Raw genomic sequence first — 17,174 nt, 5'->3', positions numbered from 1 at the left:
AGGTTTTCCCTTACGATTTTGATTAGTTTTGATGTTGATAAACAACTTCACCATCTGCGACAGTGTATTTGACTACACCTTTTAAGGTTTCTCCGATAAAGGGCGAATTAGCTGCTTTTGAAGCGAATTGACTGGTCACGACACGTTCTTCTGTATCAGCAAAGTTAACTAAATCCGCTGGACCATTTTCTGCCAGATAACCTGCGTCAAGGTCATAGAGCTGAGCTGGATTAACGGTCATTTTTGCCAGATAGTCTGACAAGCTCTAGTGCCCTGCATTGACCAAGTAAGTCAAACCAAGAGACAATGAGGTTTCAAGGCCTGTCATACCAGACGGCGCTTTGGTGATGTCGTCCACTGCCTTTTCATCAGCGTGATGAGGGGCGTGGTCGGTCGCAATGACAGAGACGACACCAGACCTGAGCCCTTCGACGACTGCCAAACGGTCGCTCTCAAGTCGAAAAGGCGGATTCAGCTTGGCATTGGCTCCAGCAGTGAGAAGCAGACTCTCTGTTTTTGAGAAATGCTGTGGCGACACTTCGGCTGTGACCTTAGCTCCGAGCCCTTGGAAAAACTCGACCAGCTTGACGGACTCTGCCTTAGACAAGTGCTGAACATGCAGGCGTGCTTTTTCGGCGTAAGCAATCAGGACATCACGTGCCACCATGCTGTACTCAGCTACGCCAGTCGCACCGCAAACGTGGAAGTGCTTCTCAGCGATGTCCTCATTGAGCCCCAAAATGCCATTCAGCTCTGGGTCTTCCTCATGAAGAGAAATCAGTGCGTCGTGTTTTTTCGCCAGCTTCAAAGCGTCACGCAGAGTCTTGGTTGACGTCAAAGGGATACCGTCATCAGAGAATCCAACTGCACCAGCCTCTAAAAGTGCAGGAAAATCAGTCAAAGGCTCGCCGTCAAAATTCTCCGTAATGGTCGAAACACTGTAAATGTGAATGGCTTCCTTGCTGGCAGAGGTCTAAACCTCCTCCAAGGTCTCAACGGTTGAGATGGTAGGTGTAGTGTTTGCCATCTTGACGACAGACGTCACACCACCCGCTGCCGCTGCTAAAGCTCCTGTATGAATAGCCTCCTTGTGCGTCTGACCAGGCTCACGGAAGTGAACGTGAATGTCCACCAAACCCGGCGCTACAATAAGTCCTGTAGCGTCAATGACTCTGTCAGCTGCTTCTGTGATATTCTCAGCGATTTTGACAATACGCTTGCCGTCCACAAGGACATCACAGACTTGGTCAAACTTGGTTTTAGGGTCGATGACACGACCATTCTTGATGAGTAGCATGGTATCTCCTTACTAAATTCTTACTATTTATCGTGCCCAATCAATAGGTGTAAAGACGTTTTCTGCTAGAAAAGCATTGGTGCGTGAAAAGGGCGGGCTACCAAAGAAACCACGGTGGGCAGAAAAGGGACTGGGATGAGCAGACTCGATGACGAGGTGCTGAGGATTAGTGATAAGCGCTTTTTTCTTTCTAGCGTACGCTCCCCATAGGATAAAGACGACAGGTGTCGTTTTAGAGTTGACCCCCTTGATAATGGCGTCTGTGAAAGGTTCCCAGATAAGCCCTGCGTGTCCATTCGCTCGACCAGCAGGCACAGTTAAGCAGGCATTGAGCAGCAAGACACCCTGCTGCGCCCAAGCCGTCAAAGCGGGGCTAGACTTTTCAAGCCCTAAGTCACTGAATAATTCTTTAAAGATATTTTGAAGAGACGGTGGTGCTGGAATGCTATCTGGCACGGAAAAAGACAGCCCTTGTGCCTGTCCTTCGCCGTGATAAGGGTCTTGCCCCAAAATCACCCCCTTGACTTCCTCCTAAGGCGTGGTCTGAATGGCGTTAAAGACTTTCTCACGTGGCGGGTAAACGGTGCCTGTGCTGTATACTTCGTTCAAAAAGGCGTTGATTTTGGCAAAGTAATGCTCTGGCAACTCCTGCTTAATCAAGGCATGCCAAGTTGAATGTTGCATTGTTTCTCCTCTAGTTAAAAAGGTTTTCGTGGAATGATAAAGGCATTGTTCGCCTTTTGAAAGTTGATTTTTGGGTAATAGTCCATGGCAGATGGCGCAGCGAGTAAGACCAGTGACAAATCCTCTCCCATTTGTGCTTTGAGGTGCTCGACTAACTGGCATCCGATACCTTGGTGCTGATAAGCTTCAGCCACCGCTAAGTCCGACAGATAGAAGGCATAGGAAAAATCACTAAGCGCTCGTGCCACACCGACCAGCTTATCACCGTCCCAAGCTGTCCACAAGCATGAGCTATTCTCTAGAACTTGCTCGAGTCGAGCGAGGTCATCCACTGGGCGGTGAATACCAGACTTGCTCTAAACCTCGGCTAAGGCTGTAGCAGTTATCTTTTCAGTGTTTGTGTATGTAATCATTTAACTTTTTCCTATAATCTCTAACTCAGCTTTAGCTAAGGTGTGATTTTTCACAGCTTTTAGCAAGTCGTTCATGTAAAAACCATCAGAAAGCGCTAGCTCAGCATCAAGAGCATAATCCGTCAGCGTATAGATGTGGTCCTTGTCTGGTGGGTAAGGACCAGTGTAGTTTTCTGCGATGGCTGAAAAATCTTCTATCAAAAAAGGACTGACTAGGCTGTTTTTTCCGTGCGTGTGCACCTTGTCTTGTCGTGAAAAGTCCTCCTCAATCGCAAGATGCGAACCTGCAACTGGGACATTTGCCACCACCCAGTGGATATAGGCAAAGCCACACAAAGGAATCGAGTCGTAATCAACCAAGGTCCAAGCTATGGTCTTAGTCTTATTAGGGATGTTTGTCAACTCAAAAGGAAAAGACAGCGCAGGCTTTCCCTGTATGGTGTCGTTTGCTTTCTTGCTGTATTTATCTGGAAGAATGTTGTTTTTGAATGAAACCGTAATATCCATGTTAAGACTCCTTTGGTTCTATTTTGATAGCGTCGATATAATACGCTACCTGCTGGAAACCTTGGTGCTCATAAAGGGGTCGGTTCTCTTCCTCAGCTATCCAGATAGCCTTGGCGACACCTTTTGTTAGGCTTGCCTTTTGCAAAAGAGAGCCCACCCCTTGATGGCGCCAGCTTTCCGCTACCTCAAACCCATCCATCTCAACGATATCTCCACTATACCAAGCTGCCATCTCACCGTTGATTTTCTGCTCTCTTAGCGCTAGAAAAAGAGACGCCTGCTCATTTTCGACAAAGGCATAATTGTAGCCTGCCATCTGCGGGCTATAAGCCCTGCCATAGTCCAAATAATAGGGCGAGCTAACAGCTTTATAGAGAGGGTAGAGAGAAGCATCCATCGCTTTGACCTCTACCTTTTGAGGAATTTTTTGACTTAGTTTTAGCCTGTCGACCTCTGCCCAAAAGATGAGATGTTCACTCAACTGAAAATGCTCAGCTCGCAAAAATTGTGCCAACTCTTCTGGCAAAGCCTGATTTTCAGGGAAATGAAAATGCACATAGAGACTCGAATAATCCGCCTGCTCTCGCCTAAGAAAAGCCATGTCCTCTTGAAATTGCTTTAAGCTTGGTACACTTTTGTAGAGCAGATAATTTTCAGAAAAGCGCTCAGTCAGGTCTGTGTTTTTAAAGTAAACAAAACGCTCAGTCTCATGAGAAAGACTGCTTCGCCTGGACAGCACTTTCTGATAATACATCTCAGCCTCCTTGGTGCTAGACAGTGTCTAATCTTGCCACGTCTCCTGATTTTCTTTGAATTTCCTGAGCAAAGTTAAACCATCTGCGTCGATGTAACCTTGCACTTTAGCGACCTTGATGAGCTCACTGTAGTTGGAAAGAGTGTCCAATTTCACATCAGCGTCTTCAAAATTTGCCGTCGCTTTTGGCAATTCATAGGTGAAAATAGCTGCCACACCAAGGACATCTGCTACTTCACGCTTAGCTGCTGCAACCGCTTAAAGAACAGACCCACCTGTAGAAATCAAAGCCTCGATGACTACCATTTTCTGCCCTTTGACCACACGTCCTTCGACTTGATTGCCAGCGCCGTGGTCTTTTGGTTTGCTGCGGATATAAGCAAATGGCAGGTTCAGCTTGTCAGCGATGATAGCGCCATGTGGAATCCCTGCTGTCGCTGTTCCTGCGATAACCTCAACATCTGGAAACTCTTTCTTGATGGTTTCAACTAAACCATCCTCAATCAAAGTAAGTGTCTCTGGATAGGAGAGAGTGATTCGATTGTCCGTATAAATCGGCGACTTAATCCCGCTCGCCCAAGTAAAAGGCTCGTTTGGCTTGAGGTAAACTGCCTTGATGTCCAATAAATCACGTGCGATGTCTTTTGCTAATGTCATGTCTTTCTCCTTTTTATGTCTAAATGCGGGCTGTCTATATATGCCCATCGTAACGTTTTGCTTTATAACCGCCTAAAAAGGCAGGCTCTATGCGTGAGCCGTCATCTCCCTTGTAGCTATCGCCAAACAAAGCGGGGATGAAATGCTCTTCTATACCAGCATCATAGAGATAGTGAAACCCATCACCGAAAATGTCCTTGGTAACAACCTTGCCCATAAAGTCTATCCTTGATTCCATTCAGCGTAAATCGCTTTGTAAGCAGCGACGGGGTCGCTAGCTTGTGTGATAGGGCGTCCCACCACGATGTAGTTGCTGCCGATAGCCCCTGCCTGAGCTGGTGTCATGACACGTTTTTGGTCGCCTGTCTGAGAACCACTTGGACGGATACCAGGGGTCAAGCAGATAAAGTCAGCTGAGGTAGAAGACTTGATAGCCTCTACCTCGTGAGCTGAGCAAACCACACCATAAAGACCAGCTTCTGAAGTCTTTTGTGCGTAGTGAATGACAGACTCTGCAAGGCTTGTTTGGATGTTTTGTTCTCTGTGCATTTGCTCTTCACTGGTTGAAGTGAGCTGAGTCACAGCAATCAGCTTGCCCTCCTGACCTAAACCTTCACGTGCTGCCTTCAGCATCTAAACACCACCTGCAGCATGGACATTGGTCATATCATCACCGTGTTTTGCGAGTACCTTCATAGAAGACTGGACAGTATTTGGGATGTCGTGCAATTTCAAGTCCAAAAAGACTCTGTGCCCTAAGTCCTTAACATACTTGACAATCTCACTGCCACAGGAATAGTAGAGCTCCATCCCAATCTTGACATAGAGTTTTTCGTCTTCTGGAAACTGCGTCAAGAAAGTCTTGACGGCATCAAAAGACGGAAAATCAAGGGCGATAATCGGACGTTTTTCAATCATGTTTCTCCTCCACACAAAAAAACCTTACCCCAAAGAGGCTAGGTGACAAAAAAACGGGTAGACCATACCCCTGTTATTTCTCGCAGACACCTTCCTAGCCTCTCTGGACTATCTTTAAAGGTTATTCAATATTTCCTGTATTATACCGTTTTTACGGCTATTTGTCAATGACTAGTGAGACTTTGACGCACTTGCTCTCGCAAAGTTTCAAGGCTCTCAATGCCATACCTGTCCATGACTTTTGGCAAGTCACTAATGATATTTGGAAAAGAGTAAGGGTCTGTAAAGTTCGCCGTCCCAACGCCAATAGCAGAAGCCCCAGCAATCAGCATCTAAAGAGCTGCCTCAGCACTATCTACACCACCCATACCGATAATAGGTAGCTTCGTTGACATAGAGACTGGGCGAATAAGCTTGAGCGCTACTGGGAAAATAGCTGGTCCAGTCATACCACCAGTACCGTTTGCGATAATGGGACGTCTCGTTTTCAGGTCAAAGCGCATGCCAACAAGGGTGTTAATCATAGTCAGTCCCGTCGCTCCAGCGTCCTCGGCAGCCTTAGCTACCGTTGTGATGTCAGCGACACTTGGTGTTAGCTTGACATAGACAGGGACACTTGAGTGCTCGACACTTGCCTTAACCACCTCATAAGCCAGTTCTGGCACTTGCCCAATCAAAAGCCCTTGATTGCCGTGGTCAACATTGGGGCAGGAAATGTTAAGCTCGATGGCTTTGACGTTATTTGCCTTGGAGATTTTTTCAGAAACGTAGGCGTACTCTTCCACGGAAAAACCAGCGACGTTAGATATGATGGGAAGCTCTGGAAAATGCCGCTCTAGCCAAGGCAGCTTTTCTGCCAGCACCACTTCCACCCCTGGGTTTTGAAGTCCGATGGCATTGAGCATACCTGATGGGGTCTCTGCGACACGTGGTGTGGGATTGCCAAAGCGAGCCTCACGTGTGGTTGCCTTTATCATGATAGAGCCCAGCTGATTGAGATCATAATATTTGGCGTATTCTTGCCCAAAGCCAAAGCAACCAGAGGCAGGGATGACAGGATTTTTCAAAGCCTATCCTGGAAGATTGACCGCTAAACGATTATCAGTCATAACAACTCCTTACTCTAAGATAATGCTGCCTGTCTCAAAGACAGGTCCGTCCTCACTCACACGTTTTTTGGCAGCGCTCGATTGGTCACGAAGATGTACCACAAAAGAATAGAAAGATCCCATACCACACGCCATACGAGACTCCATGGTAATATAAGCTTGCGGGTGCTTTTCAATCTTACGGTCAACATAATCGAGCATCCCAGGCGCCCCGCAAGCATAGACAGCATCAAAGCTCTGTGTCATCTCATCAATCACCGTAGACACATAGCCCTTGATACCATAGGAGCCAGCATCTGTCGTCTCGATGACATCCGCATAGAGTGCCAACTCTTCCTCTAAAATCACTGCGTCTTTATTTGCAAAGCCTAAGACAGCTGTCACACGAACACCATGCTCATGCAGCTGCTTAGCTAGCTCAACTAGTGGCGGTTCACCGTTTCCCCCACCAACGATTAGGGCAGTAGCATCTGCTTTTAGAAAATCAATACTAAAGCCATTTCCCTGCGGTCCCATACAATCTAGGCTATCGCCAGAAGACAACTGACTAAAAATCTCTGTCCCAGCTACTTCAATGCGGTAAACAAGTGTCGCTTACTTCTTTTCCTTGTCCACTTGAGAGATGGTAATCGGTCTACGCAGAAGTTTACTAGCGTCTGGCACACGAATGTGCAAAAACTGCCCGATTGTCATCTGCTCAACCAAATCAACTCTTAGCACCATCTCATAATTACGTGGGGCTATCTCACTTTGTGAGACGATTGTCATGTTTTCTTTTAGTAGAACTGCCTGCCTCCTTAGCAAAAAACCTCGCCTAAAGAGGAGAGGTACATGAAAACAGCATGAAAGAAACCTTTAAAGACTTTTATTCGTGCGCCTTCTTAGCCTCTCTGGACTATGTTAAAGGGTTTTATTGTTCTTTATTATAGAGTGCTTGTGGCTTGCTGTAAAGACTCCTAGTAGTCAAAGGTAAGGTCTGTGTCGTCATCTGCTGTGGTCAAGGTTTTAGCGACAATAGACGCCACCTCTACCTTGTCATCAAAACCATTTAGCGAGCGGTAAATAGCAATCAATGAGGTGTAAACATCCGACAATACCGCAAAGCCAACATGACCTTTATCCTTGATGATAGCCTGAAAGATCTCCTTACTTTGGCAAATCTCAAAGATATTTTCAATACCAGCTAACCACGTTTCAACAACCTCCAAGGTCTTATCCGTGAGCTTAAAGGAAGACTCATCGTACCAAAAAATGGACTGAATCAAGAGTGTCTGCTTATCCAGGGCGTCAATCGCCTGCAAGATGTCCTTGGTAGCCTCCTTGACCTGCACTGTCGAGTAGCCCGTGCCCTGCAATGAACTTGACTTGTCTAGCCATCTCAGCTCGTCTCGAAAAAGCGTCTCGAAGTGGATACTGACTAATAATTTCTGAATCTTCAACTGATGTTTGTCTTGTTGTTCATTGGACATAGAACTTTTACCTGCTACTTCTATCGATTCTGTGTAATGCTTCAAATATAGCATAATTAACCTAAAAAAGAAACCAATCCTACAATATACCTGAAAATAAAACGCATTTGAGCTAAACTCAAAGCATGCGAATTCAACAGTTACACTACATTATCAAAATCGTCGAAACAGGGAGCATGAACGAAGCTGCTAAACAGCTTTTCATTACACAGCCTAGTCTGTCAAACGCTGTGCGTGATTTGGAGAGTGAGATGGGCATTGATATTTTCAACCGCAATCCAAAAGGTATCACCCTCACTAAGGACGGCGTGGAGTTCTTGTCTTAGGCCAGTCAGGTCGTTGAGCAGACGGCTCTGCTTGAGGAGCGCTACAAGTCTAAGACGACGCACCGTGAGCTTTTTAGAGTCTCCTCCCAGCACTACGCCTTTGTGGTCAATGCCTTTGTCTCGCTTTTAGGTGAGGCGGACATGACCCAGTACGAACTCTTTTTGCGTGGGACCAGAACTTGGGAAATCATTGACGACGTGAAAAATTTTCGCTCTGAGATTGGTGTGCTTTTTCTTCACAGCTACAACCGTGATGTCTTGACCAAGATGTTTGACGACAATCACCTGACTTATACTAGACTCTTTAAGGAGCATCCTCATATCTTTGTCAGCAAAGACAATCCTCTCGACAAGAAAAAGCTGATTCATTTAGAAGACTGGGAAGACTTTCCTTATCTGAGTTATGACCAAGGGATTCACAACTCCTTTTACTTTTCAGAGGAGTTTATGTCCCAGTTTCCGCATAAAAAGTCTATCGTGGTCAGTGTCCGTGCGACACTTTTTAACCTGCTTATCGGTTTAGACGGCTACACCATTGCCACAGGTAGCCTAAACAGTAAACTCAACGGGGACAATATCGTCTATATCCCGCTTGATGTCGAGGATATGATTGACATCGTCTATATCCGCCACGAGAAGGCGAATCTCTCGAAGATGGGAGAAAAATTTATTGACTATCTGCGTGAAGAAGTCCCATTAAACGTTAACTAAAAAGTGCGTCTCCGTCTGGAGTGCACTTTTTTACTGTTCTCTTACCACTTGCTAAATCCAGCTGAAACACCCCAAGCAATCAAAGCACCAAAGAGGGTCGCAATCAAGCGCTCGACGATGTAGTTAAAGCTCTGCCCTTGCCCAACAAAGACAACCAAAAGGAGGGTTAAAACAGCGATTCGAGCGATAAAAGGGGGCAGTTTAACGATTTTGCTAAGCCAAAGAGTAAGACTGATAGCAAGAGCAAGCGCCATAAAGGTTAGGGCTTTTGACGACCAAGCTGTCGCTACCATAGCCACCTAAACACCAAGCGCCCCGCCAATAAAAGTAGAAAGTAGCCGATTGAGCCCAGCCTTGTAAGTCCCTTTTTGCTCCTCCTGCACACATAAAAGCGCTGCAAAAGCTGCTGGCAATACAGATAAGCTAGGTAGCATCCAAGCAAAAAATACCGCTAACAGCACCGACACCTAAACCTTAACATCTAATCGTGTGAATGTAGGCACAACACATCTCCCCCTTTTGACCAAAATTATAACACAATTGCTTAGAGATGTTAAGAGTGTCCGTCTAAAGTATAAGACAAATACCCCTCTCCAGCTGGAGAGGGGTATGGTCTATCACTTAATCGGAAATCAAGGTCTCCAAGCCAACTCTCATCATAGCTGTGAAGGTTGTTTGGCGCTCCTGTGCTGTTGTATCCTCATCTGGATTGACCAAGCTGTCTGAAATGGTCATGATACCTAGCGCTTGCACTTTGTGTTTAGCGGCTAGGTAGTAAAGGGCTGCTGCTTCCATCTCAACGGCTTTTACACCCATCTCAACTAGTTTGACGTTGGTGTCTGCAAAGTCTGAGTAAAAGGCGTCAACAGACAAGACGATTCCTGTATGAACCGTCATACAGAGGTCTTTTGCGATATGGTAAGCCTTGTCAAGCAATGCAAAGTCAGCGATTTGCGGGAAATCATACTAAGGCCATTCGTTTTTAATCATGCTTGAGGTTGTCGCTGCAGCTTGCGCAAGCACCAAATCACGCACATGAACGTCTTTGTTAAGCGAACCTGCTGTTCCCACACGGGTGAGCTTTTTCACCCCATAAGAGGTAATCAACGCTGTGGCATAATTAGAGATAGACGGCATCCCCATCCCTGTCCCCATGACACTGACACGCTCTCCCTTGTAGGTACCTGTATAGCCAAGCATACCACGGACATTGTTTAAGCAGTCAGCATCTTCTGGGAAGTTTTCTGCGATAAACTGGGCACGCAAAGGATCCCCTGGCAATAAAATCTTAGCAGCAATATCACCGACTTTAGCTTCGATATGAATAGACATAAAATAGAACTCCTTAGTTTTCTTTGGTTAAAAATTGGTGTAGTGTAGTGGTCAAAAAGACGCAAAATAAAATGGGAATGAGTAACATCGGGTCTTGTTTGGTAAAGGCGACAGCTAAGCCTGCTGAGGTGAGAGGAGCTTTCATGGTCACCGCCAGAAAACTCGCTGCCCCTGCTAACATCCACAGCTCCGGATGTGCAATCCCTAAAAAAGTGTGAGACACTTCAAAGAGCATTAACCCCAATAAACTGCCCAAGGCAAAAGAGGGCGTCAAGGTGCCTCCGTAAGCTCCCGCTCCAAGACAAAGAAAGACCACAGCTGCCTTGATGTCAAATAGAACGGCAGCTCCTGAAAAGCCAATACCATTAAAAGATTCCTGCACTAGGGCACTTCCATTGCCCAAAATAGAGGGAAAAATGAGCGCAAAACTCCCTGTCACCAGTGTCGCTAAAGGAAGTGTGTACAAAATCGCCCTATCCTTTTTGCGATAATGGTTTGACTTCTGAGTTAGAGAGAGAAAACAGCCAGCCAAGGGCGCAATCAGGATCGCAAGAAGAACCAGCGCTGGCAGATTGCTGCCTGAAAATGACACCTTTGCCACATCATACTTAGCACGGCTAGTGACGATGGGGTTGGATAGAGCCGTTGCTGCATAGGTCGTAAAGAGGACGTTAACACCGCTTCGCAATGTAAAGGTCAAGGCAAAGGTCTCAAAGGCAAAGAAAAAGCTAGACTAAGGCACCTGATAAACAGCCGCCAAACCTGCAGAAGCACCGCACACAATCAGCAAATGCTTGTCCTTTAAGGTCAGCGCAAATTGATGTCCAACACGCCCTGCACTCAGTGCCCCAAACTCACGTGGCGCTACTTCTTTTCCGACAGGACCACCTGCTCCGACTAAGGCAATCTGAACAAAAGTGTGCAGAATATGCTGCCAAAAGCGAGGACGCAGGCTACTTTCTTTGCTACTCGTAGACTGCTCTTTGATAGACACCAGAGAGTGTTTACGCTGCTGGTGATACCAGAAAATAGAAACCTATATCCCCATGACAAAAATAGAAAGAAAGAGTCTAATAGGCGTCGTGTGTGTCACCAAGGTCAGAAAATTTTCCATGGACTTGCCATAAACTAGCCACTCAACGACATTCAAAAGCTCATGCATGAGAATACCACTCAAGCCAGCAAAGAAGCTGGTGAGCAAAACAGCAAGACAGAGGCGAAGAGTGTAGGGCAATTTAGCCACTGGCAGTCAACTCCTCTAGGGACTGCTTGAGTACAGCATTCATCTGGCTATAATCATAAGATAGCAGTTCTTCTTTCCCTTGTACAAACTCCTGTGACGCCGCTTTTTCATCCAGATTTTCCTCTTGAGCGACTTAGCTTGAGACTAGCTCTTTTGAAAACTCCTAGTGGCTCTGCAAAGCATAGTGCTTATCCGCATACTTGATGATTTGACGTGGGCAGCCCTCGCTTGTCGCAAGCACCTGCGCCTTAGCCGTCAAGCCTGGCATGTCCCCATGCCAATGCCCAGTTGTCATGGTTTCTGGTAAGGCTCGTAGGCACTTATCCTCAAAGACTTCTTTTGTCAGTTGTATCGGAAAATTGCCGATTTCTTGCTGAGGGCTTTTTTCGGTCTTAGCCCCATAGGCTTCGCCCAAAAGCTGCGCTCCAAGACAGACACCGACAACCCATTTATCCTGTGCTATACAATCTGAAATCACGCGGGTTTCTGCGTGCGCATCAAAGTAAGGGCAGTCTGCTAGTGTGGTGCTAGGGCTTTGCGGTCCTCCCATGTCAATCAGCATAGCAAAGTCAGCGCTAGAGCTTGACAACTGCTCGACTAGGTAAAGCCTCGTTGCGCGCACTTGATGTTTGGCTTCCCTCGCCCAGTCCATGTAAGCACCCGGCGCTTCAAAATCCTCATGAATAATAAAGTGAATATTCATGAAAAGACTCTTACAATTCTGCTAAGATGGCTTTGACTAAGGTCTTGAAGTCTTCTTTGATACGCTCTGTCACAGCCACAACTTCCTCATGGTTAAGCTCGCTTTGGAAGCCTGCAGCGTGATTAGTGATGGCTGAGATACCTAGCACCTTGGGACCTGAATGCGCTGCTACGTTAACCTCTGGTACAGTTGACATACCTACAGAGTCAGCTCCAAGAGTCTTAAAGGCACGGGTTTCTGCGGGCGTCTCGTAGCATGGTCCTGTCACGCCGATATAGACACCCTCGTCCAGCTTAACACCTAATTTATCAGCAACGGCTAAGGCTGTTTTTCTATAATCTGCTGTGTAGGCATTGGACATATCTGGGAAGCGTGGACCAAAGTCGTCTAAGTTTTCGCCAATGAGTGGGTTTTGACCAGTCATATTGATATGGTCTGAAATCGCCATGAGTGTCCCTGGTCCAAAGCCGATACCGCCTGCTGCATTGGTTACAAGCACACACTCGCAAACTAGTGCTTTCATGACACGCACAGGGAAGGTCACGACTTCAAGTGGATTGCCCTCATAAAAGTGGAAACGCCCTTGAAGTGCTAGCACTTTACGTCCAGCAAGGTCACCGTAGACCAGCTTTCCAGCATGTCCAACAACAGTTGAGCGTCCCCAGTTTGGGATGTCGATATAGTCTAGCACGACAGCATTTTCCACTTCTTCGGCGAGCTCAACTAGACCTGAGCCTAAAATAAGCCCAAACTCAGGTGCTGTCATGCCTTTTTGGCGCAAGAAGTCACAGGTTTCATTGATTTTTTCTACTAATGTCATTGCTTTCCTCATTGTTGACTTGATAATTCAGCTCGACAAACTGTCCATGGCGGCGACTATCACGTAATTTTAGTGTCTGTTCTTTTCGTATATTTTGTTAAAGAGAGATACCCTTACCTAGGATAATAGGGGCAAAGGTGAGGGGGAGTCTGTCTACTAGTCCGCTTTTTAAGAGACTAGACACCAGTCAGCCACCTCCACACAGCCATATGTCACCACCAGGCTGCGCTTTTAAGCACCTGACAATATCCTCGGGATTTTCCGTGATGTCCGTGGCATAAGGAGTCTCAAGGGGTCTTTTCGTAAAGACATAGTTTGTCTTGTCGGGATAAGGGTAGTAAGCCATCTGCTGGTTAATCCAGTCATAGGTCTTACGCCCCATGAGCTCTGTGTCAATGCCAGCGTAAAAGTCGCCTTAGCCTTTGTCGCCCTCACCCTCAACTGCCCCTAGCCTATCCACACGCTCATCTAGCGTTGCGATGTAGCCGTCCAAACTAAGCCCTAGGTAAGCGATGAGTTTTCTGCTTTGCATGCTTTATACCTATTTATCTAAGAAAGATTCTCCAATCATGGCTTTTTCAACGCCAAAGTTTTCAGCAATGGTCGCTGAGATATCCGCATAGTGTCCTACTGGCAGTTCACCGCTTCCTTTGATAGCTTTGCTGTAAGCAAGGAGTGGCACGTATTCACGTGTGTGGTCTGTTCCAGCATAAGTTGGGTCATTACCATGGTCAGCTGTGATTAAGAGCAGATCCTTGTCACCTAGATTATCGATAATTTCTGGCAAGCGCTTAGCAAAGTCATGCAAGCAATCACGTTAGCCTTGCGGGTCACGACGATGTCCGTAAAGCGCATCAAAGTCGACTAAGTTGGTAAAGGAGAAACCACGCTTAAATTCAGCAAGGTTGAGGGTTTTAATCAAAGTATCCACGCCGTGCATATTTGACTTGTTGTGCCCCATGTCATGGTTGATACCAGCTCCGTTTAAGATATCGTTAATCTTTCCGACTGCATAAGTGTCGATTCCTGCTTCATTGAGCTTATCGAGAACTGTTGGTGCAAATGGAGACACCGCATAGTCATGACGATTAGCTGTACGTGTGAAATTGCCAGGCTCTCCCACATAAGGGCGAGCAATGTTACGTCCTAGAAGAGCAGGACGCTCAAGTGTGATAGAGAGTGCGTACTCACAGATACGGTAAAGCTCGTCTAGCGGGATAATATCCTCATGCGCTGCAATTTGAAGGACTGGGTCAGCAGAGGTGTAGATAATCAACGCACCAGTTTCCATCTGACGGGGACCACAGTCCTCGTTAACAGCAGTTCCTGAGTAAGGCTTGTTGGCTTCACGGGTGACCTTGCGTCCAGAAAATGCCTCGATTTTAGTGATGATGTCTTCTGGAAAACCATTCCTAAACGTATCAAACGGCTCTGTGATGTTGAGCCCCATGATTTCCCAGTGACCAGTCATGGTGTCTTTACCAAGAGATACTTCTTCTGGCTTAGTCGCATAGCCTGTTGGCTGGTCATTTTGTGGTACTGTTTGAAGGGCTTGAAGGCGTGGGATGTTGACTAGACCTATCTCAGCCATGTGTGGCACATCCAGTCCAACTGCTTTTGAGATATGTCCTAATGTATCAGAGGCACCATCAGGAACACCAGCGTTGGCAAAGTTTTTGGCATCAGGGCTGGCTCCAATCCCTACAGAGTCTAATACAACAAGATGAATACGTTCAAACGTTGACATAATTGTCTCCTTTTTATGCTTCTAAAACTGTGACGCCGTCTTTCCCAGCGACAATCACTTTATTGACCATTCCGTTTAATAAACCGTGCTCAACAACACCAACTGTTGTGTCCAGCATGCTGGCAAAAGCTATAGGATTATCGATTTTGACTAGGTCAAGGTCAATGTTGAAATTGCCCATATCTGTCACAAAGCGCTGACCGTCCTGCTTACGTAAGGCTGGCTTGTAGCCTTTTTCAGCAAAGACACGCCAAAGTCGCTCTGCACCGTACTGAACCACCTCAACAGGCAACTTGAAAGCGCCAAGGTGTTTGACAACCTTGCTCTCATCCACTACCCAGATGTATTCTTTGGTCGGTGTGGCAACGATTTTTTCCATAAGAAGAGCGCCACCGCCCCCTTTGATACCATTGAACTCTGGATCCACCTCATCAGCGCCATCCACCGTCACGTAGATTCTGTCAATCTCATCTACTGATTTTAGCGGAATACCAAGACTCTCTGCCTGCGCTGTTGTGCGGTTAGAGGTTGTGACACCAACCTCTTTGAGCCCTTCTTCTTGAACACGACGTCCGATTTCCTCAACGTAATAATAAGCGGTTGAGCCTGTGACTAGACCTACTGTCATACCATCTTTGACATACTGCGCTGCTGTGACACCAGCAATTTTTTTAAGTTCTTCCATAGCTACTCCTATACTCTAATCATTAACTGCGCTTTGACGATTCATCCAAAGCCTCTAATGATTCTATTATACCATTTTTTAGCCCGTCTGACAGCATTTTCATGCTAGTATTTACAGCTACAAAGCAGGCAAAGCCTGCCTGAAAAGATATCCTATAAAACTAGTTTTCTTGATAGAGTTTATTGACAGCTGCTATATCCACTTGCTGGATACCATAGTAAGAACCTGACGACTGCATGACAGAGTCTTCGTTGTCATCATGAGATAGACCGATGGCGTGCCCCAGCTCATGCTCAGCTGTATTGACAATGCGCTCATAGGTGTAGCCAAAATCATTGTCTAAAAGATAATAGCGATTGAGTTTTACGTCAACATGCGTGATATGGTTGGTCACGCTTTTGGTTTTAAGCTCTGCGAGTCCTGCTGCTTGACTGCTGCTGTCTGACTCATCGGTCAAGATGATTTGAGCGTCACTTTTATTCGTCACTTGTGTGAAGGTGAAGATTCCTGTGGCATTCCTATTTGCTAGAGCTTCTTGGTAAGCTGCCACTAAGGGGGCGTCAGTTGAGGCGATGTAAACTGTCGCTTTTGGATGCGTCCAGCGTGCACCGTCATAAGTCACAAAATCATCTGTTGAGAGATGAGAGAGAGTTTGTTTGAGTTCAGATGCTGACGTTGAACTAAAAAAATTGGATACAGTCTCTCTTATCTGAAAGATGGATTGGGCAAGAGCAGAATTACTATGTTCGGCGTAAAAATTGTTTGCAAATAGAATCACACAAAGAACAATAGCTGTCTTGACAATTCCCCAAAACAAGCGCCAAACAAGCCGTACAATAGCTCGTGGAGTGGCAAATAACATTCTAAAAATGGATGTCATACAAAATCTCACAATCTATTTTCATAAAATCTTGACCCTCATTATAACAAACTTTTGTGACAAGACAATAGCAAAACATTACAAATCACACGACAAAGAGAGACATTTATGTCTTTTTTAAGAAAAGAGTTCTTCTTTTTTATAGTCAATCGGTAGCCACTCAAAGAGTTTTTCCTATTGCTTGTTCCTATAATACCACTCGTGCTTGCCGTGGTCTTTGTGGTACTCAATGTCTAAGCCAAGCTCTGTAAAGCCTTTGACCGCTCTTTCATTGAGCTCAAAAAGGAAGTCCTCATACCCACACAAAGAGTAATACTTAGTTTTCTTATCAGAAGATTCCGCCATAGTGGACAAGCTATGCTGTTCAAAGTTTTCAGGAGTCAGCTCTCCAAAGTTTCCTTCCCAGTAGGCTGGTGTAGTATTGGTATCATTGAGCGCTACAGCCAGCATGTCGTAAGAATAGCCTAAAGCACCAGAAAAAGAAGCGGCATGAGAGAAACGTTTGGTTTTCATGGCAATCTTGTAAGCGCCGTAGCCACCCATAGAAAGCCCTGCAATAAAGGTTTTCTCACGCTTTGTGGTCATGTTTGGGAAAAAGCGCTGCAAAACTTGTGGCAACTCAAGCGCAATCGCATCGTAGTAAGCCATTTGATACTTGGTATTGGTATACAAAGAGAGGTCTGTCGAGGGCATAACCACAATCAGATTGGTATGACGCAAAAGTCGCTCGATGCCTGTTCGTTTTTGCCATGAGTTTTCATTGCCACCCATACCGTGGAGCAGATACAAGACAGGAATGTCTGTAGCATCCACCTCTGACTCGTCAATCTCAAAACCATCTGGGTAGATGACATTGACCCAACGCTCCATTGCCAGTGCCCTTGTATGGTATTCAATCTTTAAAAATGCCATAATCTTA

Annotated in this window: 14 protein-coding genes and 11 pseudogenes; 1 reads left to right on the top strand and 24 read right to left on the bottom strand. The window is 46.0% G+C overall.

Annotated elements, in window-relative coordinates; genetic code table 11:
- Nucleotides 1-22: 22 nt before the first annotated feature.
- The 11 genes and pseudogenes from G5B60_RS04055 to G5B60_RS04005 all read right to left on the bottom strand — a co-directional run bounded on the left by G5B60_RS04055 (nucleotide 23) and on the right by G5B60_RS04005 (nucleotide 7,808).
- Nucleotides 23-1,297: pseudogene (locus G5B60_RS04055) on the bottom strand (dihydroorotase).
- A 27-nt stretch (nucleotides 1,298-1,324) separates the two neighbouring features.
- Nucleotides 1,325-1,981, bottom strand: a pseudogene (locus G5B60_RS04050) (uracil-DNA glycosylase).
- A gap of 14 nt (nucleotides 1,982-1,995) precedes the next feature.
- A complete protein-coding gene (locus G5B60_RS04045) occupies nucleotides 1,996-2,313 on the bottom strand; it encodes a GNAT family N-acetyltransferase (RefSeq protein ID WP_277423785.1) in 318 nt (105 codons plus the stop codon).
- 81 nt (nucleotides 2,314-2,394) lie between these two features.
- Nucleotides 2,395-2,901: a YbhB/YbcL family Raf kinase inhibitor-like protein gene (locus tag G5B60_RS04040; protein WP_164682763.1), complete on the bottom strand. Its 507-nt coding sequence runs from the start codon at nucleotides 2,899-2,901 to the stop codon at nucleotides 2,395-2,397.
- A 1-nt stretch (nucleotide 2,902) separates the two neighbouring features.
- The gene (locus G5B60_RS04035) at nucleotides 2,903-3,655 is read right to left on the bottom strand and encodes a GNAT family N-acetyltransferase (RefSeq protein WP_164682762.1); all 753 of its coding nucleotides are present in this window, start codon (nucleotides 3,653-3,655) and stop codon (nucleotides 2,903-2,905) included.
- 27 nt (nucleotides 3,656-3,682) lie between these two features.
- Nucleotides 3,683-4,312 (bottom strand): annotated as a pseudogene (pyrE, locus tag G5B60_RS04030) (orotate phosphoribosyltransferase).
- A gap of 34 nt (nucleotides 4,313-4,346) precedes the next feature.
- The gene (locus G5B60_RS04025; RefSeq protein WP_164682761.1) at nucleotides 4,347-4,529 is read right to left on the bottom strand and encodes a hypothetical protein; all 183 of its coding nucleotides are present in this window, start codon (nucleotides 4,527-4,529) and stop codon (nucleotides 4,347-4,349) included.
- A 5-nt stretch (nucleotides 4,530-4,534) separates the two neighbouring features.
- Nucleotides 4,535-5,230 (bottom strand): annotated as a pseudogene (gene pyrF, locus G5B60_RS04020) (orotidine-5'-phosphate decarboxylase).
- A gap of 164 nt (nucleotides 5,231-5,394) precedes the next feature.
- Nucleotides 5,395-6,297: pseudogene (locus G5B60_RS04015) on the bottom strand (dihydroorotate dehydrogenase).
- Between the two features lie 51 nt (nucleotides 6,298-6,348).
- A pseudogene (locus G5B60_RS04010) lies at nucleotides 6,349-7,107 on the bottom strand (dihydroorotate dehydrogenase electron transfer subunit).
- A 188-nt stretch (nucleotides 7,108-7,295) separates the two neighbouring features.
- Nucleotides 7,296-7,808, bottom strand: coding sequence for a hypothetical protein (locus tag G5B60_RS04005; RefSeq protein ID WP_164682758.1), 513 nt, complete (start codon nucleotides 7,806-7,808; stop codon nucleotides 7,296-7,298).
- Nucleotides 7,809-7,933: 125 nt separating this feature from the next.
- Between G5B60_RS04005 and G5B60_RS04000 the strand changes: the two are divergent.
- Nucleotides 7,934-8,845: pseudogene (locus G5B60_RS04000) on the top strand (LysR family transcriptional regulator).
- 41 nt (nucleotides 8,846-8,886) lie between these two features.
- Here G5B60_RS04000 and G5B60_RS11415 read toward each other — a convergent pair.
- The 13 genes and pseudogenes from G5B60_RS11415 to G5B60_RS03945 all read right to left on the bottom strand — a co-directional run bounded on the left by G5B60_RS11415 (nucleotide 8,887) and on the right by G5B60_RS03945 (nucleotide 17,167).
- Nucleotides 8,887-9,138 carry a hypothetical protein gene (locus tag G5B60_RS11415; protein ID WP_241154494.1) on the bottom strand — a complete coding sequence of 84 codons (252 nt, stop codon included), beginning with the start codon at nucleotides 9,136-9,138 and terminating at the stop codon, nucleotides 8,887-8,889.
- A 6-nt stretch (nucleotides 9,139-9,144) separates the two neighbouring features.
- On the bottom strand, nucleotides 9,145-9,312 hold the full coding sequence (locus tag G5B60_RS11410; RefSeq protein ID WP_241154493.1) for an aromatic acid exporter family protein: 168 nt from the start codon (nucleotides 9,310-9,312) through the stop codon (nucleotides 9,145-9,147).
- Nucleotides 9,313-9,466: 154 nt separating this feature from the next.
- Nucleotides 9,467-10,177 (bottom strand): annotated as a pseudogene (deoD, locus tag G5B60_RS03990) (purine-nucleoside phosphorylase).
- A gap of 13 nt (nucleotides 10,178-10,190) precedes the next feature.
- Nucleotides 10,191-11,171, bottom strand: a pseudogene (locus G5B60_RS03985) (chloride channel protein).
- Between the two features lie 42 nt (nucleotides 11,172-11,213).
- Nucleotides 11,214-11,420, bottom strand: a complete 207-nt coding sequence (locus tag G5B60_RS11405; protein WP_241154492.1) for a hypothetical protein — start codon at nucleotides 11,418-11,420, stop codon at nucleotides 11,214-11,216.
- Nucleotides 11,413-12,123: pseudogene (locus G5B60_RS03980) on the bottom strand (glutamine amidotransferase-related protein). Before G5B60_RS03980 ends, G5B60_RS11405 begins: the two are co-directional and overlap by 8 nt.
- A 10-nt stretch (nucleotides 12,124-12,133) precedes the next feature.
- A complete protein-coding gene (locus G5B60_RS03975) occupies nucleotides 12,134-12,943 on the bottom strand; it encodes a purine-nucleoside phosphorylase (protein WP_164682756.1) in 810 nt (269 codons plus the stop codon).
- A 97-nt stretch (nucleotides 12,944-13,040) separates the two neighbouring features.
- Nucleotides 13,041-13,127, bottom strand: a complete 87-nt coding sequence (locus G5B60_RS11775; protein ID WP_430523658.1) for a hypothetical protein — start codon at nucleotides 13,125-13,127, stop codon at nucleotides 13,041-13,043.
- 3 nt (nucleotides 13,128-13,130) lie between these two features.
- The gene (locus tag G5B60_RS03965; protein WP_164682754.1) at nucleotides 13,131-13,325 is read right to left on the bottom strand and encodes a dihydrofolate reductase family protein; all 195 of its coding nucleotides are present in this window, start codon (nucleotides 13,323-13,325) and stop codon (nucleotides 13,131-13,133) included.
- A gap of 159 nt (nucleotides 13,326-13,484) precedes the next feature.
- Nucleotides 13,485-14,690 (bottom strand): annotated as a pseudogene (locus G5B60_RS03960) (phosphopentomutase).
- Nucleotides 14,691-14,703: 13 nt separating this feature from the next.
- Nucleotides 14,704-15,375, bottom strand: a complete 672-nt coding sequence (gene rpiA / locus G5B60_RS03955; RefSeq protein ID WP_164682752.1) for a ribose-5-phosphate isomerase RpiA — start codon at nucleotides 15,373-15,375, stop codon at nucleotides 14,704-14,706.
- A 160-nt stretch (nucleotides 15,376-15,535) separates the two neighbouring features.
- Nucleotides 15,536-16,255 (bottom strand): matrixin family metalloprotease, encoded by a 720-nt coding sequence (locus G5B60_RS03950; protein ID WP_164682751.1) that lies wholly within the window; start codon nucleotides 16,253-16,255, stop codon nucleotides 15,536-15,538.
- A 174-nt stretch (nucleotides 16,256-16,429) separates the two neighbouring features.
- The gene (locus tag G5B60_RS03945) at nucleotides 16,430-17,167 is read right to left on the bottom strand and encodes an alpha/beta hydrolase (RefSeq protein WP_164682749.1); all 738 of its coding nucleotides are present in this window, start codon (nucleotides 17,165-17,167) and stop codon (nucleotides 16,430-16,432) included.
- Nucleotides 17,168-17,174 lie beyond the last annotated feature (7 nt).

Source organism: Streptococcus hyointestinalis, from assembly GCF_011039275.1.
GTDB classification, from domain to species: domain Bacteria; phylum Bacillota; class Bacilli; order Lactobacillales; family Streptococcaceae; genus Streptococcus; species Streptococcus hyointestinalis_A.
This window is presented reverse-complemented; position numbering and strand designations above follow the sequence as displayed.